This is a genomic window from Nocardia sp. PLKS1-43, from assembly GCF_059510335.1.
The window spans coordinates 35,528-55,962 of the sequence record NZ_JCAJZQ010000005.1; the positions used below are offsets into that span (position 1 = coordinate 35,528).

The window sequence follows — 20,435 nt, forward strand, 5'->3', positions numbered from 1 at the left end:
AGACCGCCCGGACGCCGATCGGCGGCGAACGTCGATCACACGCCATGCCGACGAGGATAGTGGGACGCCGGCCGCGGCCGTGTCGCCGCTCCGGTGGCCCGCCCGGCGACATCGGCCCGGAATCGCCTTGTGAACTGGGATTTCGCCGTGCGGCAACGCCGTCGCGGGCGGCGGGAAATGCTGTGGCATCCATCCGGGAGTGCGGCTAGCATGACCAGCACGGGAGGGGCGGGGGGCTGGTAGCCGCTCGGGCTGTGCGGCCGTTCGATCCCACGGGTGAACGGGGGGTGCCATGACGACGCGCGAGGAGTACGAACGCGCCGCCGCGACCGGCGACATCGATGCGATGCACGATTTCGGCCAGTATCTCGAACGTTCGGCCCCGCCCGATATCCCCGCCGCACTGGACTGGTACGAGCGCGCCGCGGCCGGCGGGCACCGTTGTGCGATGAACGATCTCGGCCGGCTCGCCGAAGGCGCCGACCCGCCCGATCTGCGGTCCGCGCGCGAATGGTACGAGCGAGGGGCGATCGCGGGCGACGCCACGGCCATGTACAACATGGCCGGACTGCTCGCCGACCGAACGACTCCGGCGGATCCGGCCGGCGCGCGGCCGTGGTACGAGCGCGCCGCGGCGGCGAACTACCAGGACGCCTACTTCAAACTCGCCTATCTGCTCGCCGAACGCATCGATCCGCCGGACCCGGCCGCCGCGCGCACTTGGTACGAGAAGGCCGCCGAGCACGGCGATTCCATCGCCATGTACAACATCGGCCAGCTGCATCGATACACCCTCGAACCGAAGGATCCGGTCGCCGCCCGGCACTGGTACGAGCGGGCCGCCGCCGGCGGATACACCAGCGCCGCATTCACTCTCGGCCTGATGTCCGAGGCCGACAACGATATTCCCGAAGCGATCCTCTGGTATGAGAAGGCTGCCGCGGACGGCCACGCGGGCGCCATGAACAACCTCGGCACCCTGCTCGAGGCCAAGGTGCACACTCCGAATCTGCCCGCCGCCACCGACTGGTACGAGCGGGCCGCCACCGCCGGCAATTCGAATGCGAGGACCAATCTCACCCGCCTGCGCGGGGCCGCGCCGGAACGACCGAGCGTCGAACGAACGGTCCTGCCCGCCGGCGTGGTCCGCGCCCGGGGCGCGGCGCGCCCGAAAGCCACCGCGGACTCCCCCATCGCGACGGCCCTCGATGCGCTGATCGAGGAGACACCCTACCGGCACAACCCTTTTCGGCTCGCCGGGCTGCACACCGACGCCGATTCCCGTCAGGTTCGCAAGCGCGTCACCGAGCTGGAGGCGGCCGAGAAGCTGGGCGCCCCGCTGACCCGCGCCACCGCCCTCGCCGTATCCCCGCCGCCCGATGCCGCCGATGTGAAGGCCGCCCTCAACCGCCTGCGCGAGCCGGTGAATCGTCTTGTGCAGGAACTGTTCTGGCTCTGGCCGTGTACCGATGACGATCCGGCGCTCGCGGCGCTGTCCCGCGCCGACACCGCCGGCGCGGAGCGCGTCTGGCTGGACCGAATGGGCCGGGACGCGATCGCCGCGCACAATATCGCGGTCCTGCGGCACATCCAGGGATTCGAGACCTCCCGCGGGCAGGCCCCGGAAACCTGGCTCGACGCCCTGACCGCGTGGGCTTGCGCCGTGGACGACGAAACGGTGTGGCAGCACCTGCGGGAGCGCGCGTCCCGGATCGACGACCGCCGCCTGGACGCCGCAGCGGTCGAGGAGTTGCGCGGTGCGCTGCCCGTGATGCTGCTGCGCCTGCAGGGCGCGCTCATCGTGAATGCCACGGCGAACGATGATTTCGCGACCGCCGACCTGCACATCGCGGTACTCGACCGGTTCGCCGAGCAGGTGCGGGCCCATCCGGGCGCGTTCGACGCCACCGCGGTCGACGACGCCCGCGGCTGGGCGGTCCGCAAGCTGGCCGCGCATCTGAAATCGATTGCGGACGAGGCACATCGGGCCGGTGCGCAGCGTCCGGCCGAGGCCGCCCGGGCCGTGGACCGGATGCTCGATCGCGCCCGGGTGCCGCTGCGGGTCATCGACCGGCTGCGCCCGCCGTCCGATCCGCTCGGCGCCGGTGCGCACGACGATATCGTCGGCACGGCGATCTTCTGCGATATCCAGCACTACAACGAGGTCAGGGATATCGCGTCGAGTGTCGCGATGCTCGAACGACTCGGCCCGATCGCCACGACCACGGCCATCCGCGATCGTCTGAGCAAGGAGTGGTCCGCCGCGGCGACGCTCCAGGTGGACAAGCTCTGCGCCGCCGCCCGCACCGGCACCGAAACGGACAAGAAGCAGGGTTTGCGGGCCGCACGCGATCTGCTGGACCGAACCCGGTTGCCACTGGCCAGGATTCGCGCGAGTGACGATCCCGGCGGTGAGCGTCTCGCCCGCGCGAACGACCACATCGCCACGACGGCGACCTCGTGCGCGGTGTCCTACTGCAACCAGACCGGCGATCTCGAATCCACCGAACAGGTGCTGCGCCGAGTACAACCGCTGCCCGTCGGCGCCGAGACGCGCACCTTCGTACAGGAGCAGATCACCGTTCTCGCGGGCATGCTGCGCGAGCGCGAGGAGGCCGCGCGGCTGCGGAACACCTGCTGGTTCTGCCGAGGCCGGCCCGCGGCGCAGGGTGGGCACTACCCGTTCGGCCTGCACCGCGACGTGACGTATTCGGGAAACACCAAGCGCTGGCGCACGCTGACCGTCGAGGTGCCGCGGTGCGAGCCGTGCCGTCAGCTGCATCTGCCCGAGCAGAGCAGGCGCAACAAGCTCGGTGGCGCGGTCGCATTCGCCATCCTGGGGGCGATCTTCAGCTTCTTCATCGGGCTGGCCGCGCATCCGGTGTTCATCGTCACCGGGATCTGCGTGTTCGTCGCGCTCGTCACCGGTGTCGGCCTGCTGTCGATGGGCAGCGACGAGATCAAGAACCGGGCATCGGCATACCCGCCCGTGACCGAACTGCTGGGCCAGGGATGGCGAACCGGCGAGCGGCCCGCGTAGCCGCCCGACGAAGGGGAGAAAGTATGGCGGACAGGGATTTCCGGCCACTGCTGGCCGATCTGGCGACCGGCGTCTGGCGGTTGGGCAACAAGCTCGCCGACAACGACGCCGACGCGGATCCGGCGAAACTGCTGCGCGCGGTGACCCGTCAGGTCACCTCGATGGCGGACGCCTTGGCCGAGGCCGGTATCCGGGTGCAGTCGCACACCGGGGAACCGTTCGACGGCGGACAGTCGGTGCAGGTGATCGCGTACGCGACCGCGACCGCCGTCGACCGGGAGCAGGTCGCCGAGACGATCATGCCCACGGTGTACGTCGATGGCGTCCTCGTGCAGATGGGCCAGATCATCGTGGCCACACCGGAATCCGCGGAATCCGATTCCTGAACTCGCCGCGGTGTTCGGCGCACATCCGCCACCACGGTGTGGCACAACCTTTTTCGGAGGAGATATGGCACGGTCGACGGTTGATTTCGGAATCGATCTCGGCACCACCAACAGCGCCATCGCCGTCCTGCACGGCGTCGACGCCGAGGTGATCAAGAACAACGAGGATTCCGATACCACGCCGTCGGCGGTGTGGATCGACAAACGCGACCGGCTACGGGTCGGCCGGGCCGCCAAGGAGCGCGGCGAATCCGACCCGGACAACACCGCCTCGGAGTTCAAACTGCGCATGGGCACCGCGGGCGAATCGGTGCGTTTCGCCGCCAGCGCACGCGAACTCACTCCGCCGCAGCTGTCCGCCGAGGTGCTCAAGACGTTGTGCGCGGATGTCGAGCAGCGGCTGGGCGAGAATATCGAGGCCGCGGTGATCACCGTTCCGGCCGCATTCGACATGAGCGCCTGCGACGCCACGCGCGCCGCGGCCGAGGCCGCCGGACTGCGCTTCTCGCCGCTACTGCAGGAACCGACCGCGGCCGCGCTCGCCTACGGTTTCCAGGCCACCGACGACAATGCCCGCTGGCTGGTGTACGACCTGGGCGGCGGCACCTTCGACGCCGCGGTCATCCAGCTGCGCGACGGCGAGTTCACGGTGCTCAACCACCGCGGCGACAACTATCTGGGCGGCAAGCTGATCGACTGGCGGATCGTCGAGGAACTGTTGATTCCCGCGGTTCGCGACGAATTCGGGCTGTCCGATCTCACCCGCGGCGCCGCCCGGTGGCGCCCGGTGGTGAACAAACTCAAACTCGCCGCGGAGAAGGCGAAGATCCAGCTGTCCCGTGCGCCGGTGGAACCGATCGAGGTCGAACTGGACGACGGCGCGGGCGGGCGATTCGAGTTCTACTACGAGTTGGCGCGCACCGACGTGCAACGGCTGACCGAACCCCTGCTGACCCGCTCGGTCAACCTGTGCCGCAAGGCGCTCGAGGAAGCACACCTGTCGCCCGGGGACATCGATAAGCTGATCCTGGTCGGCGGCCCGACCCTGTCGCCGTATCTGCGCGAACACCTCACCGATGCGACGCGGGGGCTGGGCATCGCGCTGGACACCAGCCAGGACCCGCTCACCGTGGTAGCCCGCGGCGCGGCGATCTTCGCAGGGACACAACGGATTCCGCAGCTGTCCGCGCCGGTGGCCGCACCCGGCGGGTTCACCGTTCAGCTGGAGTATCAACCGGTCGGGCCCGACCGCGAACCGCTCGTCGCGGGCCGCGTCTCGGGTAGCGACGGGACCGCGCTGGACGGTGTGGCCGTGGAGCTGATCAACGCCGGGGCACAGCCGCCGTGGCGCAGCGGCAAGATTCCCGTCTCCGACACCGGCGTGTTCACCACGACGCTGTGGGCGGAAACCGGGCGCACCAACACCTTCGAGCTCGAGCTCACCGATGCGGCCGGGCGGCGCCGGGAGATCACCCCCCGCACGCTGACCTACACCGTCGGCGCGGTCGAGACGCAGCCGCCGCTGATCCATACGATCAGCGTCGGCCTGTCGGACAACACGACGATCAAGCTGATCGAGCGCAACACCCCGCTCCCGGCCCGCGCCCGCAAGCGGCTGCGCACCTCGGTCACGGTTCACCACGGCGCCGCGCGAACCGGGTTGATCCGGATTCCCGTGCTGGAGGGCGAATACGCCCGCGGCGACCGCAACCGCACGATCGGTCATCTGGATATCACCGCCGATCAGATCGAGCGCAGCATCCCCGAGGGCAGCGATGTGGAATTGACCCTGGAGATCGATGCCTCGCGCATTCTGCTCGCCCGCGCCTATCTGCCGTACTTGGACGCCGAGTTCGAGAACGTCATCGATCTGCACACCGAATCGCGCCCGGACGCGGCGACTTTGCGGCGCAGCACCGAGGCCGAACTGCACCGGCTCGAACAGGTCCGCCGGCAGCACGGTGAGTTCGGCAACCCGACCTCGGAGCTGTTGCTGAGCCAGCTGGAGCAGGAGCGGACGGTCACCGACACCCAGCATCTGGTGGCCGCGGCGGCCACCGACCCGGATGCGGCCATCGCCGCCGAGCAGCGGTTGCGTGATCTGCGCGCGGCGATCGATCAGGCCGAGGACGAGCTGCTGTGGCCGAGTCTGGTGGCGCGGGCGAAGGAGACGCTGGAGTACACCCGCGTGCGTGTGGACGAACTCGGCGACGATATGTTCCGCCGCGAATTCGACCAGCACGAGGTCGCGATCCGCGAGGCGATCGACTCGCACGAGCCGGATCTGTTGCGGCAGCGTGCTTCCGAGTTGGCCGCGATGGTGCGGCGGATCCTCGACCGCACCGGCGAACTGCAGTTCCTCATCTTCGAGGAGCTGATCGAACACCGCGCCGAGATGGTCGACATCGTGCTGGCCGATCGGCTGATCGCCGACGGGCACACGGCGCTGGATGCACACGAGTTCACCCGGCTGCGCAATATCAACGCCCGCCTGCGCACGCTGATGGCCGACCCGCCGCCGGAGCCGGATCCGTTCAGCACGATCCGATCACTGTGATGCGTCGACCGGTGCCGGAACGAGCCGCTGGCGCCGACTCACGCCCCGCTCACGCCGATACCGTCGGCACGCCGGCGCAATCGGAACCGTTCACGGACCACCTCGTGGCGAGTGTTCGATGGAAATACATTCGGTGGTAACCCCCGCGCTCCGAGCCCACCCTGCCGGGTGGGCCACGTCATCCTGATGGCACCAGAGATTACCGACCTATCGGCGACAGCAGCCACCCAATTCCGGGCTAATCCGCGCAGGAGGTGCGCAGTATGCCGTCCGCGTCGGCGTATTCGCTGAAGTCCTCCCAGTCCATGTTCGCGATCGAGAGCTGGATCACGACATCCAGCAGGGCGTGCGGCGTGGCGCGGAAGAACCGCGGCTCTCGGCTTTCCGGGTCGATCTCGGTGACCAGGACCGGATGTTCGGGAGAGGTCAGGGTGACCGCGTCGACGGTCAGTACGACCGCGTGGCTGTCCGCCGTGGCCAGCAGTGCGGCCAGTTCGGGGCCGGTCCAGCCGTCGAATTCGGGGAGGTCGACCAGCGTGCTGTCGAGAACGACCGCATCGTCCCAGTACTGGCGGCGCAGGGTGATATCGCGCCACGCCTCCGCCCAGGCGTCGTCGTCGGTGAAGTCGGTGCGCACGATCGGGGTCGAGCGGGTGTTGAGCACCGCTTCGAGCGCGGCACGGCCGAGTGGACGCGCGGGATCGACCGGCACCGCGCCGGGGCCGTCGAAGACGTATCGGCCCGCGCGCCACAGCACGGCGCCGTCATCGGTGCGGAGCCGGAGCTCGCCGCCCGGCACGACGACGAGTTGGTCGGCCGGACCGGCGAGCTCTTCGAGCACCTGGCCGTCCTGCCCGCGAACCCGCAGATACCCATCGTCATCGAGCGCGAGTTCGGCCGCTGCGCGAATCGAATCCGCGACCCACGCCTGATATCCGTCCGCTTCGTACAGCCGAATTCCGTTACCGGGCTGCTGGCACAACACCGCCCCATCGTCCACAGCGGTCAGCGATTGCCCGCGCAGAGTCTGCCCCCGCCGCAGCAGCTCGCCGCGCGGCGGAGTGTGTCCGGTCTCGGTGCAGGGGGCATGGTCCAGGACCTCCCAGACGGGCGCTCCGGCGGCGTCCAGCAGGGCCAGGGCGCCGTCGTCGGCGACGGTCAGTCGTCGCACACCACGGCCTGCGGTGTCCGAGTGCCAGACCGGCGCACCGCACGAGGTCCGCAGCACCAGATCGCCATCGAGGGTCAGGTCGAGCCAGCCGCCATCGATCCAGTCCGTGCCGGTCGCCCACGCCGGGGTGTGCGTGCCGTTGCAATAGAGCACCAGATTGCCGTCGTCGTGGTGCAGCAGTGTGTGCGAGCCGGAGGGGGAGGTCAGGGATTGACAGCGAAGCCGCGCTCCGAGGCCCATGGCCGCGCCGTTGTGATCGTGTGGGCGCGCGGGTGGGGGTGCCTCGGTCCACGCCTGGGACCTGCGGCGCCACAACATATTTCCCGATGAGTCCAGCAGGCACTCCGTGAGGTCGCCGTCCTGCGGCTGTGGCAGCCAGGTCAGGACCGCGCCGTCCTGCTCCATCCACCGCGCCAGCGGCGCGGCGGCGACCGGATAGGACATATACGTCTGCACGCCCAGCAGCGAGCCGTCCGGGCAGCGCTCGATCCGGTGCGTCACCGCGCCGCTGTCGTCCTTGCGGCGCAGGGGACGTTCGGGGGTGATCAGGCCGACCGGCGCGGAGTTCTCGAATGCTGGTTGCGGAGCCCTGGAAACGTCCTCGACGTCGTGCGAATTCACGCAACGATTATCGATGCGGCCGACATTCGTTGCCAGTCAGCGCGATCGCCTCGTCTCCTGGTGCGCCCCGGCGCCCCGGCCGGAGTGCGCGGCGGGTCACCGATCGAAGAGCCGCCCGAATCAGCTTGCCGTGCAACGACTTCCGCCAAGTGCCGCAGTCAGCCCCGAATCCGCTGGCGCAGAAAGAGAGCGGCCCGGTCGAGCGCTTCGCCGGCCTCGTCCAGCGCATCGGTGAAGGACTGGAAGACGTGCGGCACCTTCGCGGTGATGTCGAGGATGACGTCCACCTCGGCCTCGGAGGCTCGCAGGGCGAGGCGACGGGCGTCGTCGAGAAGTAGTTCGTTCGTGCCGACCTGCACCAGGATCGGCGGCAGACCGGTGAGATCGGCGGTTACCGCTGGGCTGAGCAAGGGGTCGCGGCGGTCCCGGTCGCCGACGTAGAGGCCGCTCAGGTGATCGATGCCGGCTCTGGTGAGCAGGGGGTCCGCGTCCGCCTTGGTAGTCATGCTCTCGCCGCTGCGGGTCGCGTCCACGCCCGGGGAGAAGGCGAGAAGAGCCGCGGGCATGGGCAGCCCCGCGTCGCGGGCGGCGAGCGCGCCCGCGATGGTCAGACCACCTCCGGCGGAATCGCCTGCGAAAGCGATGGATTCGGGCGCGTGCCCCTGGTCGAGGAGTTCCCGGTAGGCGGCGACGACATCCTCGACGTCCGCGGGAAACGGATGTTCCGGGGCCAGCCGGTAATCCAGAGAGACAGCGGCGATCCCGGATCTGACCACCAGACCGGCGGTCAGGCCGAGGGCCGTGCGAGGAGAGCCGACCACATGCGATCCGCCGTGCAGGTACAGCACGGTGCCGCGGCGGGCGGCGGCGGCCGGGGTGACGCGCAACGCCGATCGTCCGGCCAATGAAACACCTTGAACGCGACAGCCTTCCGGCACGGGCATCGCGCTCATGAGCCGCACGAAGTTCGCACGAGCCGTCTCGACCGACCCCTCCCACCCCACATCGGTACCGCGCAACTGCGCATCGAGACGTTCGCGCTGAATTGTGGACATCATCGTTCCCTTCCGGAGTTGATTCCACTACAGTACATGCCATGGCAGATACTGCAAGAGAAGGTCTCGTCGCCTTGGACGCGCTGTTCGACGATCTGGTGCGCGCGCAGACCCGGCTCTACAACGCGGTCGCCGAGCGCCTGAAGGCGCGGGCCGGTGTCGCGGCCGGACATTTCGAACTGCTGCGCTACGTCCGCGACCACCCCGACGCGCGCGTCGCCGATATCGCCTCGACATTCGCGATCGGAGTCGGGACGACCAGCAAGATCGTCGACCGCCTGGAGAAACAGCACTGGATCGAGCGGCGCCCGAATCCCGCGAACCGGCGCTCATCCCTGCTCGCACTGACCCCCGAGGGCGAGTCGGTCGTGGCCCGGACCGAACCGGTCTGGCAGGCAGCCATCCAGGAGATCCTCGGCACGGCGGTCTCCCACGATCAGCTGACACCGCTTTCCGAAGTCCTCGCCGGCCTGCGCTCCGACTTCGAGCGACGCAACCTCGGACTCCCGGCCGGATGAGGAACCACGCCCGCTCCCCCGCGCCTGGTGCTCGGCAGCGATGCGTATCGGGCGATCTCGGCACAATTGCGGGCGCGGTCGGAGCAGATCCGGCCGCAACGAACCCACGCCGCCGCAACGGATTTCAGCGATGTGATCCCGCTGACGGCGGCGGCCCGCCGGCCGAATCCCCCGGTACTCAATCCCCTTGCAGCGCGGCGATTCCGGACCGCAGCAGCGGCTCGACCGTCGCGCCGATGGTTTCGAAACCCTCGCCGACGGTCTGACCGTTCAGGTGCCGGAAGTGGATACCCTCGGAGATCACCGCGAGTTTGAACGAGGCCAGCGCGACGTAGAAGCCGATGTGCGCGAGGTCGCGGCCGCTGCGTTCGGAATAACGTTCCAGCATTTCGGATTCGGACAACTGGCCGGGCGCGGCGGCCGCGTCGTTGACTCCGGGAAGATCGAACGCGCTCATCCGCTTGTAGACCATCAGCAGACCCACATCGGTGAGCGGATCGCCGAGAGTTGCCATCTCCCAGTCGATTACGGCGGCAATGCGGTCCCGGTCGTCGATCAGGACGTTGTCCAGCCGGTAGTCACCGTGCACGATGCCGGTATTCGACTGCGCGGGAAGGTTTTTCGCGAGCAGATCGTGCAATTGCGCGGCAGCGGGCAGGTCCCGGGTGTACGAGGCGTCGAGTTGTTTCTTCCACCGCCGCACCTGACGCTCCAGGAAGCCGTCCGGCCGCCCGAACTCCGCCAGGCCGATCGCGGCCGGATCGAGCCGGTGCAGAGCGGCCAGGGTATCGATCAGTCCGGCCGAGATGGCACGGGTCCGTTCGGCGCCCAGTGATTCGAGTTCGGCCGCGGTCCGGTACGGGGTGCCGAGGATCCGTTCCATGACGTAGAAGGGCGCACCGATGACATCGGCGTCCTCACACAGCGCATACGTCGCGGGCACCGGGACATCGGTATCGGCCAACGCGTTGATCACCCGGTACTCCCGGGTCATATCGTGCGCGGTGGCCAGAACATGGCCCAGCGGCGGCCGCCGCAGAATCCAGGCCGAGGCGCCGTCGGTGATCTCGTACGTCAGATTCGACCGTCCGCCGGCGATCAACCGCCCCCGCAACGGGCCGGACACCAGCCCTGGCCGCACATCGTTCAGCCAAGCGGTGAGCCGATCCGGATCCAGCCCGGGTAGCGCCGCGTCACCCTGTTCACTCATCGGGGCAGTGTAGAGGAGCCGCCCGCTCCGACCGCCCCTGCCGGCGGCTCAGCAGACCGCCTGGGCCGCGGCGAGGTCGCGCTGATGCGCCTGCACGATCGGGACGGCCTGCTGGGCGACGTTCTTGACGGGCTGTGAACCGCCCGTGGCGATTTCGGCCTTCCCGGCATTCGCCGCGTCCTGGTGGCCGGCCACCAGGGCCCGCAGCCACGCGGTGTCGAAGTCACGTCCCATCTTGGTCGAGGTGCTCGCGACGGTCTGCGTCTGCTCCGCGGTCGGCAGCATCGGCAGCGCGACATCGAGCTGGTCGGCCGTCGCCGAGACCATCTGATCCAGTCGCATGTGATCGGCGACCAGCGTGGCGGACATCTGCTGGATCTGCGAACAGGACGACATCGCCTGCGCCCGCAGCCCGAGGGCGATCTCGGTGAGATTCGTCTGGTGAGCGGCGATCAGAAAATTCCTGTCCTGCGGCGGCACGGTGGGTTCCGCACTTGCCGCGACACCGGGCAATACGGCCGCCGCCGCACACGTCCCGGTGATCAGAATCCGGCGCAAGGCTGACATATCTCCTCCTCAATCGCGGACTTTTCTCGCGCGAGATGCCCTCCCCGCGCAGGGTTATGCGCCGATAGCGCGAAGAATAGCCGCCGCGATTCGGGGTATTGCGGTTCCTGTGGTGGAGAGCTCGACAGCTACCACCGGACCCATTCGGATCCAACCAACGGAGTCGATAATGCTGCTGCGCAGAATTGCCCGCCCCCTGCTCGCCACCGCATTCATAGTGGACGGGGCGACCATGTTCGTTCATCCCGAGCCGCTCACCGAGAGCCGGATCGCGACGAAGTCACCAACGGACCCCGTCCGGCTGGTATGGGGTATCGCGGCAAGCCGGGTCGGCGGCGGGGTACTGCTCGCACTCGGCAAAGCACCGCGACTCGCGGCCCTGACCCTGGCCGCCTCGTCGGTCCCGGTCCTGCTCGCCGAACAGGAGTTCCGCACGGAGACCGATCCGGCTCGGCGTTCCGCCGGTGCGACCGCGTTCGTCAAGGATGTCGGCCTGCTCGGCGGGCTGCTGCTCGCGGTCGCCGATACCGAGGGCAAACCCTCTCTCGGCTGGCGCGGCCGGCGTGCGGCCCGCGAGGCGGCCGAGACGATTTCCGCGGCTCTGCCCACGAAGGGGGCGATCGCCGGCGCGCTGCCCACGAAGACGCCCCCGGGCGCGGAGAACGTCGCCCGGCAGGCGCTGGACGTCCTGGAACACCGCACACACGACGCTCTGGAGGCCGCCCGGACCCTCGCCGAGCAGGCTCGCGACGAGGCCGTGGACCTGACGAACACCGCACGCCCGATCATCGCGGAGCGAGGCGGCGAATTGGCCGAATCCGCACGCCGGCACGGCGGGCGACTGATCGAAGTCACCCGAGACCGCGGCACCGAACTCGCCGAGACCGCCAGACAACGTGTGAGCGATCGCGGCGGCGATTTGGCCGAAACCGCTAGACACCGAATCGGTGACCGCGGCGCGGAATTGGCCGAAACCGCCAGGAAGCGCGTGGGCGACCACGGTGCGGAATGGGCCGAAACCGCCAGACAACGCAGCGCGGAATTGGCTGAAGCCGCAAAGAAACGGGTGAGCGACCGCAGCACCGACTTGGCCGAAAGCGCCAAGAAGACCGCCAAGAAGACAAAGAAGGCCGCCAAGAAGACGAAGAAGGCCGCCAAGAAACGCATCGCCGGCTGACCAGCGGCATTATCGGGGCACCCGGTACCCCCTCGGGCCGGGTGCCCTCGGCCGCGCATGGAAACTGCCGCGCCCCCTGCTCACCACTCCGTCACTGAATCGGGCCACCGACCGCCTTGAGCATCCGATCGAACCGAACGGCGATGGGATATCCGCCCTGCCCGATATCGAATTGCCCCAGGTCCGCGCTCAGTGTCTCGGTGACTGCCCGCGTCACGTGCCACCCCAACCCGTACTCGTTGATCGGCTCACGCTCGACGACGGTTCCGACGACGCGGACGCTCACCCGCCGGTCATCGAACGCGAAATCGCATTCGATCGACGATCCGGCAACCGCCGCGCCGATCAGCATCGTCGCGATCTCGTCGACGGCGATCTGAACATCGGTGACGTCGTCGAGTGCGAGATCGGCGATCAGCAGGCAGGTTTCGGTCAGCGCCCGCACCATGGTCAACTGCCCCGGTCGCGCGGGCACCCGAAGGCTCACTGTCTCCCCGTGAGACGACTCATCACTGCACACATCGTGCTCCTGCTCGTCTGCGAGTAGGTTCTACGGACGCGTACCCGCCGGTCAGGCCTCGAAACTGGAATGCGCGAGTGTTTCCGGGACAAAGCAGGCCGCCCCGGATCAGGGGCGGCCTGCGCTGCGCGGCTTCGACGTCGCGATCAGTCACCATCGTGCTGGTGAGCACGCTGGCGGGCCTCATCGGCCTCGGCCTTGCTGCGTTCCTTACTCCGCCTCGGCCTCCTTCTCGGCCGCCGTGCGCTGGGATTCGGCCCGGTCCTGCTGGGCCCGCCCCTCGCGCCGCAGTTCGTCATCGTTCACCGCGGCACCGGCGACCTCCTTGGCCCGGCCTTTGACGCCTTCGACGACGCCCTCCAAACCCTCACGGGCACCGGTCTTTTCGTGCTCGGACAAGACATCCACCTCCAGAATGCCGGAATCGCTGACAGCTTCGCCCTACCCGGGCTCGGTGCGCCGAAACGCCCTCGTCCGCTCGCCGCCGCGAGACTCGCAGCACTTTTCGATCGTGTGCGCAATGGGTACTCCAGATTTGTCGCATTCACGTGGCAACGAGAGGATCTCCGATGGTCCACGCCCCGATCGTGGCCGAGGCCGGGCCTCCCCGGTCCCGTCACGGCCCCAACAGCTACGACGACATCGATGCCTGGTTCGACAAACTTGCCGGATGCGCCGCCGGCGATCACCATCGCGAGGAGCTGCGCACCGAGATCATCCGGTTGTGCCTGCCGCTCGCCGAACACATAGCCCTGCGCTATACCGGCCGCGGCGAGAGCTATGAGGACCTGTACCAGGTGGCCCAGCTCGGACTGGTGTTGGCCGTGGACCGCTTCGACCTCGAGCGCGGAACATCGTTCCTGTCCTTCGCGGTTCCGACCATCATGGGCGAGGTCCGGCGGTATTTCCGCGACAGCACTTGGGCGACCCGGGTGCCGCGCCGGCTCAAGGACCTCCAGTCGCTGGTCGGTCCGGCCACCGAGCGGCTGGCGCAGGACCTCGAGCGGATGCCGAACGCGCGGGAACTCGCGAACGAACTGTCGGCCGATCTGGTCGACGTCTCCCAGGCCCTGGTCGCCGGGAACGCGTACCGGTCCAGTTCGCTGGACGAGGTGGTCATCGACGACGACAGCGACCACAACCCGGTGAGTGCCCGCCTCGGCGTGGAGGAGCACTGCTACGAGCTGACCGAGGACGCGATGGCCGTGCGCCCGCTCATCGCCGACCTGCCGCGCCGCGAGCGCCGCATCCTGGTGATGCGCTTCTTCGAGTACAAGACCCAGAACCAGATCGCGCGGGCGTTGAACATCTCCCAGATGCAGGTGTCGCGCATCCTCACTCGGACCCTGCGTCAGCTCCGCGAACAGGCGTTCCCGGACCCGGTCTGACCCGCCGCGACCGCGCGCGCACGCCCGCTGATCACCATCAGTCAGGCCGATACGACCACAGCGGTCAGCGCGAAAACGAGCAGTGGGCGAATATCCGTTGTGCGCCACCGTGATCGACAGCAGAGACGACGGCGAAATCGGTGACCTACCACTTCTGAAGCACCCGGTCTACGTCAGCAAGCCGGTGAACGAGAAGTACCAGAGCCTGAACACCAGCGTCCGGTCGAGATCACGGCAGGAAACTCGACGCGACCAAGGCACCGATCCTGCTCGGCAACTCGATCGGCAGCCACATGTCGACGCCGGCATCGCAGGCGGCGCAAGCCGACGCCGTCTTCGCCAGCGCCGGCTACTGCCCATCGCCGATCGATCACGCCGATGGGCGCCTACGGATGGTGCCGGGGCACCGACCCGGCCGCCACCGGGCTGCAGGACCTCGGCGCCTACGTGAACATCGCCATCTACTGGGACGCCGGTCACGGCACCAACGAGGACGCCACCGACTTCATCGGCCGGATGGGCCGGATCACCGGCTACCACTGACCCGCGGCCCCTCTCATCGCTACCGCGGCACCCGCGCTGACCTCGTAGTTTCTTGCAAAGTTGTTCGTGGGCAACCGATTCAGCTCAGAATGTTATCGGGCAAAACGGAACAGCGAGGAGTGTCGATGACCAGATATGCGCATTTTGTGGGGAGTGTTCCGAAGGAGTTGATGACCGGAGACGGTGCGGTGCTGCGCTGGTTCGCGGACAACAGCGGCGGCCATTTGACGGGGTTGCCCTGCGATCTGGATCCGGACTGGATCCTGCAGTATCTGCGCGACCGCGCGAAGCACGATGACGTCTTCGAGATCGTTCGTGGCGGCGAATATGCCGACTACAGCGATTTTCCCAGCTACGGCCTGCGCCGCGGAGCGAAGCTGGAGCCGCGGCACGTGTCGATGGACCGGCTCGAGCGCATCGGGTCCGTGGTCGCCGCCTTCGATGAGCTGCGTGCCGCGCGGCCGGATCTGGCACAGACGAGACTACAACTGAGCCAACCGAACCCGCTGGATCTGGCGATGTTCGTCTTCGCCGGCGCCGCGGTGTCGGCCGGATTCCCGCTCGGCCCGGCGCTGCGACGGTCGAATCTCATCGTGGCCGCGCTGCGGGCGCTGCCGGTGTTCACCGAGGCCGCGCTCGAGGAGATCAGCGCGGTGACCGAGCGTTACGGCGACCGAGTGGTCTGGCAGGTGGAATCACCGTTCGCGCTGCTGGGCATGGTCAAAGCCGCACAGCTGGGGTCCAAGTGGGCGGCCGCACCGCTGCTGTCCCGCCAGCTCGCCGGGTTGCTCACCGGAATCCACGAGACCGGTGCGCGCAGTGTCGTGCATCTGTGCTATGGCGACTACCAGCACGAATCGCTGCTCAGCCCGCGATCGCTCGCCCCCGCGGTCACGCTGCTGAATCACACCGCTCGGCACCTGCTCACTCGCGGCACTCCCTTTCCCGCCGTGCACATTCCGTGCGCGTACGGCAGTGCGCCGGCTCCGCAGGATCCCGGGTTCTACGCACCGCTGCGGCGACTGGACCCGGAGTGGAAGATCATCGCCGGCGTGGTGTCGCCACAGTCCGACGCGGACAGCGCGCACGGACTGCGTCTGTTCGAGGAGGCTGCGGGCCGCACCGCCTACGGCGTCGCGACCGCCTGCGGCCTCGGCCGCTGTGATGTTGCCGAGGCACAGCAGGCCGCCCGGACGATGGCGCAGCTGACCGCCGGCGCGGCCACCGGATAACTTCCGCGTCCCCGCACGCGGCGGAGGCACGTCGGGCTCCCCGACGTGGTTCCGCCGCACGCCGGGCCGCAAAGGTGAACGGCAATCACATTCCCCCGCAAGGGATTCACTCGCTCAGCCCCGACCAGCGCAGATGCCCGCGCCCGCAGCCGAATTGCGCGCTGCGCCGTCGCAAGGCGGTCATACGTCGTACTATGGATGGGCTGGAAAGCGGGGTGACGTATGGCGAACCAAGCATAATTCGCGGCCTCTTCCCATGAGCTCCCCGCGCGCCCGTTCCGGGCAGTTCGCGGAAACCACCACTGCCGCAACGCAATTCACCGATCACCCGTCATGACGCCTTGGACGCGCGTCATCGCCGGCCGCTCTCGCATGCCCTTTCAGCTAATTCTCAGCAACTATTCGTACATTTGCGATTGCAACGTAAATTACTGTTTGACTGGCTGATTCAAACCAACCTGTTAGGCTGATTTCCCGTGCGCCGTCGAGTAGTTAACCAACGGCTACGGAGGTTGTGGATTCTGTCTTCCGACTAATGACTCGGGCTCGATTCCGCCGCTACCGCGGCGCACGATCTTGTTCGCACGTTCCAGGGAGTTGTCATGGGGAACAAGGAAAATCCACACGTTCTGGTGGTCGGCGGAGGTCCGGCAGGCTCGACAGCCGCCGCACTGCTCGCGCGGTCGGGGGTGGAAGTGACTCTCCTGGAGCGGGATACGTTCCCGCGGTATCACATCGGAGAGTCACTGCTTGCCTCGTGCCTTTCCACCCTGCGGGTATCCGGCGCCTACGACAAGGTCGCCGCGCACGGCTTCCAGATCAAGCGGGGCGGATACTTCCAGTGGCAGAACGACACCTGGTTGCTGGACTGGTCCAAGCTGGTCGACGCCGAGGCGTGGTCCTGGCAGGTCGACCGGGCCACCTTCGACGATCTGCTGCTGCGCAACGCTTCCGACCAAGGTGCGCGAGTCATCGAGCAGGCGAAGGTCACCAACATCGTGTTCGACGGTGAACGCCCTACCGCGGCGGAATGGGTACGGGCCGGCGACGACACCGTCCACACCCTCGAATTCGACTTCCTGGTCGACGCCTCGGGCCGAGAGGGCGTGCTGGCCAAGCACTTCGACATTCGCCGCCAGCATCCCGCGTTCCGCAACGTCGCGGTCTGGTCGTACTGGGAGGGCTCGCAGCTACATCCCGACAGCCCCGAAGGCGCGATCAACGTGGTCTCGACCGAGGAGGGCGGCTGGTTCTGGCACATCCCGCTCGCCGGGGGCCGCAACAGCGTCGGGTATGTGGTGTCCGCGCGACTGGCCGCGGAGAAGTTGCGCGGCAGCGACTCTCGGCAGTTCTATCTGGACTCCATCGCGGCGAGCAAACCGATGAGCGCGATGCTCGAGGGCGCGACGCAGGTCGCCGAGGTCAAGGCCGAACAGGATTATTCGTATGTCGCGGACCGGTTCTGCGGTCCCGGTTACGTTCTGGTCGGCGACGCGGCCTGCTTCCTGGACCCGCTGCTTTCCACCGGTGTGCACCTGGCGACCTACTCCGGTCTGGTGTCCGCCGCGGCGATAGCGACCACACTGCGCGGGGAGATGGCCGAAACCGACGCCCTGGCGTACTACGAGTACACCTATCGCCGCGCCTACACGCGGTTCCTGTCGCTGGTCTCGCGCATGTACGAGCACTACATCGGATCCGAGGAGTACTTCGCGCACGCGCACAAGCTCACCGATGTGCACGACGGTGATTCGCCGGAGCAGTCGTTCACCCGAATCATGGCCGGGCTCACCGACGTCGGCGAGACGAGCGGCGCGCAGGAGCTGACCGGAACCGACGTCATCGTCGCCGAGGCCGAGCGGTTGGACTCCGCACCGGATGTCGACGGGGTGAACATCAAATACATGGGCGGCCTGGACATGTCGCCGGTTTGGGACCACTGGCGCGACCCGCTGTCGGACACCGATATGGGCGAGTTGCGGATCACCACCGAACCGTTCGGTCTGACCACCCGCCCGCGCACCGACGCGGAGCGGGAGGCGGTGGCCCAGCCGGTCCTGCCGCCGCGCCATGACGCGGCGGGGGCGCATTAGCCGCGCGGTCACCGGAATTCCCGATGCGAACCGATAGACGGAGCCGGCCGTGACGGTCACCCACTCCGCCCCTGGCCCGCTGGGCGAACCGACGCCCAGCGGGCCGGGATCCCGGATCCACCCCGCCGCATTGATCGAGCGATTCCACCATCCGATGACCCGGGCGCTGCTCGCGAGCGAGGGCATCACGACCACAGCGCTCGAACGCCACCTGGCAAGCGACCTGAACGTACGCGTGATGCGCCAGGACGAGATCGCGGCCGGCGCGCTGCCGGCGCTCATCGTCGACGTGCTGCGGTTGCGCGCAGCCGACCGGGCCCTGATCCGGTACTCGCGCCTGGTCGGCGCCGAACGGACGGTGTCGATCAATTACGTTGCCGCCGTGGCCCGAACGGCCTCCGAGAGCGGACTGGCCGATCCGCGCACCCCGATCGGCCACGGGCTGATCGCCCGCGGCCTGAGCCAGCGCCGCCGGGTCATGTGGGCGGGCACCCGAATCTGGCCGGACGGACGTGCCTGCGCGGCAAGGGCATACGTGATGTCGCTCGGCGGCCGCCCGGTGTGCTGGATCCGCGAGGCGTTCAACCCGGACATCGTTCCGGCCGAACGCGCCATGGTGTGGCTGCCCGAACCCGAGTTGCACGACGAACCCGAAATTCGCACGCCATCGCGGCCTCAGGAGATACGAGAGTGAACGGCGTCATCGTCACGATCCTGTTGGATCTGGTCCTGATCATGGTGGCGGCCCACCTGCTGGGCTGGTTGGCCGAGAAGCTCGGCCAACCGCCGGTGATCGGCGAGATCGCGGCCGGAATCCTGGCCGGTCCCACCGTGATCGGGCATCACTTGTCCTCGACGCTGTTCCCGCAGGCCGCCCGCCCCTCCCTCGAACTGCTGGCCGATATCGGGGTGGCCGTGTTCATGTTCGTCGCGGGCCTGGAACTCGATCGCGGCATCTTCACCGGTGCGCGTCGCTCGATTCCCGCGGTGTCGGCGGCGGCCTACATGGCGCCGTTCGCGCTGGGCAGCGGCATCGCGGTCACCGTGCTGGCGCGCTACCAGACCGGCAACAGACTGCACTTCGCCCTCTACATCGGCTGCGCGCTGGCTGTGACCGCCTTCCCGGTGCTGGCGCGAATCCTGCACGACCGCGATCTGGTGCACACCGAGATCGGCCAGCTCAGCCTGGCGTGCGCGGCCCTGGTGGACATCATGGCCTGGATCGTGCTGGCGGCGATCCTGGCGCTGGCCCACCCGGGCGGCGCCCAATGGCGGCTGATCCTGCTGATCCCGCTCGTCGGCGTGATGTGGTGGGGCCTGCGGCCGATGCTGGGACGGATCTCCCAGGCCGGCACCGCCCAGACGATGATCGTGCTCGGCGTCGGCGGCGCGCTGGCCGTCGCGGCGGTCACCGAATGGATCGGATTGCACCTGATCTTCGGCGCTTTCGCGTTCGGGGTGATCTTCCCGCGCGAACGCCGCCAGGCGGTGGAATCCGGGGTCCGGGTGCTCAGCGCGGTGCTGTTGCCCGGGTTCTTCGTCGTGGCGGGCCTGGCCGTCGACCTGAGTTCGATCGACTCGACCGCGATCGGCGAACTCGTCGTCATCATCGCCGCCGCGGTGCTGGGGAAGGTAGGTAGCGTCTATGTCGCTGGTCGCCTGACCGGTATGTCGGCACGGTCGGCGGCCGCGGTGGCGGCGCTGCTCAACACCCGCGGACTGACCGAGCTGGTGATCCTGTCCGTGGGCCTGAGCACCGGACTGATCGGGCCGCGTCTGTACTCGCTGCTGGTGGTGATGGCGCTGGTCACAACCGCGTCGACCGCGCCGATTCTGCGGTTGCTCGGCACCGCCCGCGGTCCCGCCGATACCGCACCGGCGGTAGCTGCCGTCGAGACACCTACTTCCCCGTAACTTATTGCACAGCACTGTCTTACCCGCCGCGCCGCCGACTCGTCAACGAGCGTGGACCGGCTGCCCGCCCTCACGCGGTCCGGTGAGACACCGCGCGGTCGTACTGCGTAATGCGCTGCGACACAACCCTATTCGGACAAATTTCGGACCCCGGCGCGGCCGCCCCGGCGGTGTGCGGGTGCGGGCCGATCGCGGATTCCGTTGCCGCGTTGGCAAGCCCGACGTCGCCTTCGCTGCTATGTTGCTTGGGTGGACGAAGCGCCGAGTACCGCACAATGTTTCAGCACTGCTGTCGATCGGTGGGGGTATGCGGTAGCCCTCGCGCTACCCACGTGAGCGCGCCGAACCGTCGCGCTCACCGGAGTTATCGCCGTATTCCCGTTATTCGCCCGGAGTCACGTCTTTGACCACACCGCAATCGCCCGCCCCCGACCCTTACACCA

At 68.2% G+C, this 20,435-nt stretch carries 16 protein-coding genes and 1 pseudogene; 11 read left to right on the forward strand and 6 right to left on the reverse strand.

What is annotated here, in order from left to right:
- Positions 1-292: 292 nt before the first annotated feature.
- From AC5WS7_RS19565 to AC5WS7_RS19575, 3 genes are all read left to right on the forward strand, one after another.
- Positions 293-3,040 (forward strand): hypothetical protein, encoded by a 2,748-nt coding sequence (locus tag AC5WS7_RS19565; RefSeq protein ID WP_495955983.1) that lies wholly within the window; start codon positions 293-295, stop codon positions 3,038-3,040.
- A 23-nt stretch (positions 3,041-3,063) separates the two neighbouring features.
- Complete coding sequence (locus AC5WS7_RS19570) at positions 3,064-3,426, forward strand: hypothetical protein (protein WP_495955984.1); 363 nt, start codon at positions 3,064-3,066, stop codon at positions 3,424-3,426.
- A gap of 64 nt (positions 3,427-3,490) precedes the next feature.
- Positions 3,491-5,983: an Hsp70 family protein gene (locus AC5WS7_RS19575; RefSeq protein ID WP_495955985.1), complete on the forward strand. Its 2,493-nt coding sequence runs from the start codon at positions 3,491-3,493 to the stop codon at positions 5,981-5,983.
- 238 nt (positions 5,984-6,221) lie between these two features.
- Here the strand turns inward: AC5WS7_RS19575 and AC5WS7_RS19580 are convergent, their stop codons facing one another.
- Together AC5WS7_RS19580 and AC5WS7_RS19585 are read right to left on the reverse strand one after the other, a co-directional pair.
- Entirely contained in the window at positions 6,222-7,775 is a 1,554-nt protein-coding gene (locus AC5WS7_RS19580; protein ID WP_495955986.1) for a DUF6924 domain-containing protein, read from the reverse strand.
- 158 nt (positions 7,776-7,933) lie between these two features.
- Positions 7,934-8,830 (reverse strand): alpha/beta hydrolase, encoded by an 897-nt coding sequence (locus AC5WS7_RS19585; protein WP_495955987.1) that lies wholly within the window; start codon positions 8,828-8,830, stop codon positions 7,934-7,936.
- A gap of 41 nt (positions 8,831-8,871) precedes the next feature.
- Here AC5WS7_RS19585 and AC5WS7_RS19590 point away from each other — a divergent pair, with 41 nt between their 5' ends.
- Positions 8,872-9,348 (forward strand): MarR family winged helix-turn-helix transcriptional regulator, encoded by a 477-nt coding sequence (locus AC5WS7_RS19590; RefSeq protein WP_495955988.1) that lies wholly within the window; start codon positions 8,872-8,874, stop codon positions 9,346-9,348.
- Between the two features lie 178 nt (positions 9,349-9,526).
- Here the strand turns inward: AC5WS7_RS19590 and AC5WS7_RS19595 are convergent, their stop codons facing one another.
- Complete coding sequence (locus tag AC5WS7_RS19595; RefSeq protein ID WP_495955989.1) at positions 9,527-10,558, reverse strand: phosphotransferase family protein; 1,032 nt, start codon at positions 10,556-10,558, stop codon at positions 9,527-9,529.
- Positions 10,559-10,606: 48 nt separating this feature from the next.
- Positions 10,607-11,125, reverse strand: coding sequence for a DUF4142 domain-containing protein (locus AC5WS7_RS19600; RefSeq protein ID WP_495955990.1), 519 nt, complete (start codon positions 11,123-11,125; stop codon positions 10,607-10,609).
- Positions 11,126-11,294: 169 nt separating this feature from the next.
- Between AC5WS7_RS19600 and AC5WS7_RS19605 the strand changes: the two genes are divergently transcribed.
- A complete protein-coding gene (locus AC5WS7_RS19605) occupies positions 11,295-12,302 on the forward strand; it encodes a DoxX family protein (protein WP_495955991.1) in 1,008 nt (335 codons plus the stop codon).
- Positions 12,303-12,393: 91 nt separating this feature from the next.
- On the opposite strand, the gene AC5WS7_RS19610 is transcribed toward AC5WS7_RS19605, so the two are convergent.
- Together AC5WS7_RS19610 and mbp1 are read right to left on the reverse strand one after the other, a co-directional pair.
- Positions 12,394-12,777, reverse strand: a complete 384-nt coding sequence (locus AC5WS7_RS19610; protein ID WP_495955992.1) for an anti-sigma factor — start codon at positions 12,775-12,777, stop codon at positions 12,394-12,396.
- A 191-nt stretch (positions 12,778-12,968) separates the two neighbouring features.
- A pseudogene (mbp1, locus tag AC5WS7_RS19615) lies at positions 12,969-13,221 on the reverse strand (microaggregate-binding protein 1).
- Between the two features lie 170 nt (positions 13,222-13,391).
- Between mbp1 and AC5WS7_RS19620 the strand changes: the two are divergent.
- From AC5WS7_RS19620 to AC5WS7_RS19645, 6 genes are all read left to right on the forward strand, one after another.
- Positions 13,392-14,210, forward strand: coding sequence for a SigB/SigF/SigG family RNA polymerase sigma factor (locus AC5WS7_RS19620; protein WP_495955993.1), 819 nt, complete (start codon positions 13,392-13,394; stop codon positions 14,208-14,210).
- Between the two features lie 378 nt (positions 14,211-14,588).
- Positions 14,589-14,753: a hypothetical protein gene (locus tag AC5WS7_RS19625; protein WP_495955994.1), complete on the forward strand. Its 165-nt coding sequence runs from the start codon at positions 14,589-14,591 to the stop codon at positions 14,751-14,753.
- 170 nt (positions 14,754-14,923) lie between these two features.
- On the forward strand, positions 14,924-15,985 hold the full coding sequence (locus tag AC5WS7_RS19630; protein ID WP_495955995.1) for a hypothetical protein: 1,062 nt from the start codon (positions 14,924-14,926) through the stop codon (positions 15,983-15,985).
- Between the two features lie 602 nt (positions 15,986-16,587).
- Entirely contained in the window at positions 16,588-18,078 is a 1,491-nt protein-coding gene (locus AC5WS7_RS19635) for an NAD(P)/FAD-dependent oxidoreductase (RefSeq protein WP_495955996.1), read from the forward strand.
- A gap of 49 nt (positions 18,079-18,127) precedes the next feature.
- Positions 18,128-18,772, forward strand: coding sequence for a hypothetical protein (locus AC5WS7_RS19640; protein ID WP_495955997.1), 645 nt, complete (start codon positions 18,128-18,130; stop codon positions 18,770-18,772).
- The gene (locus tag AC5WS7_RS19645) at positions 18,769-19,992 is read left to right on the forward strand and encodes a cation:proton antiporter (protein WP_495955998.1); all 1,224 of its coding nucleotides are present in this window, start codon (positions 18,769-18,771) and stop codon (positions 19,990-19,992) included. Before AC5WS7_RS19640 ends, AC5WS7_RS19645 begins: the two co-directional genes overlap by 4 nt.
- Positions 19,993-20,435 lie beyond the last annotated feature (443 nt).

Excerpts from the sequence above, each read along its gene's own strand:
- AC5WS7_RS19565 (WP_495955983.1), top strand. The coding sequence starts at position 293 with ATGACGACGCGCGAGGAGTACGAACGCGCCGCCGCGACCGGCGACATC.
- AC5WS7_RS19570 (WP_495955984.1), top strand. The coding sequence starts at position 3,064 with ATGGCGGACAGGGATTTCCGGCCACTGCTGGCCGATCTGGCGACCGGC.
- AC5WS7_RS19575 (WP_495955985.1), top strand. The coding sequence starts at position 3,491 with ATGGCACGGTCGACGGTTGATTTCGGAATCGATCTCGGCACCACCAAC.
- AC5WS7_RS19585 (WP_495955987.1), bottom strand. The coding sequence starts at position 8,830 with ATGTCCACAATTCAGCGCGAACGTCTCGATGCGCAGTTGCGCGGTACC.
- AC5WS7_RS19590 (WP_495955988.1), top strand. The coding sequence starts at position 8,872 with ATGGCAGATACTGCAAGAGAAGGTCTCGTCGCCTTGGACGCGCTGTTC.
- AC5WS7_RS19595 (WP_495955989.1), bottom strand. The coding sequence starts at position 10,558 with ATGAGTGAACAGGGTGACGCGGCGCTACCCGGGCTGGATCCGGATCGG.
- AC5WS7_RS19600 (WP_495955990.1), bottom strand. The coding sequence starts at position 11,125 with ATGTCAGCCTTGCGCCGGATTCTGATCACCGGGACGTGTGCGGCGGCG.
- AC5WS7_RS19605 (WP_495955991.1), top strand. The coding sequence starts at position 11,295 with ATGCTGCTGCGCAGAATTGCCCGCCCCCTGCTCGCCACCGCATTCATA.
- AC5WS7_RS19620 (WP_495955993.1), top strand. The coding sequence starts at position 13,392 with ATGGTCCACGCCCCGATCGTGGCCGAGGCCGGGCCTCCCCGGTCCCGT.
- AC5WS7_RS19625 (WP_495955994.1), top strand. The coding sequence starts at position 14,589 with ATGGGCGCCTACGGATGGTGCCGGGGCACCGACCCGGCCGCCACCGGG.
- AC5WS7_RS19630 (WP_495955995.1), top strand. The coding sequence starts at position 14,924 with ATGACCGGAGACGGTGCGGTGCTGCGCTGGTTCGCGGACAACAGCGGC.
- AC5WS7_RS19635 (WP_495955996.1), top strand. The coding sequence starts at position 16,588 with ATGGGGAACAAGGAAAATCCACACGTTCTGGTGGTCGGCGGAGGTCCG.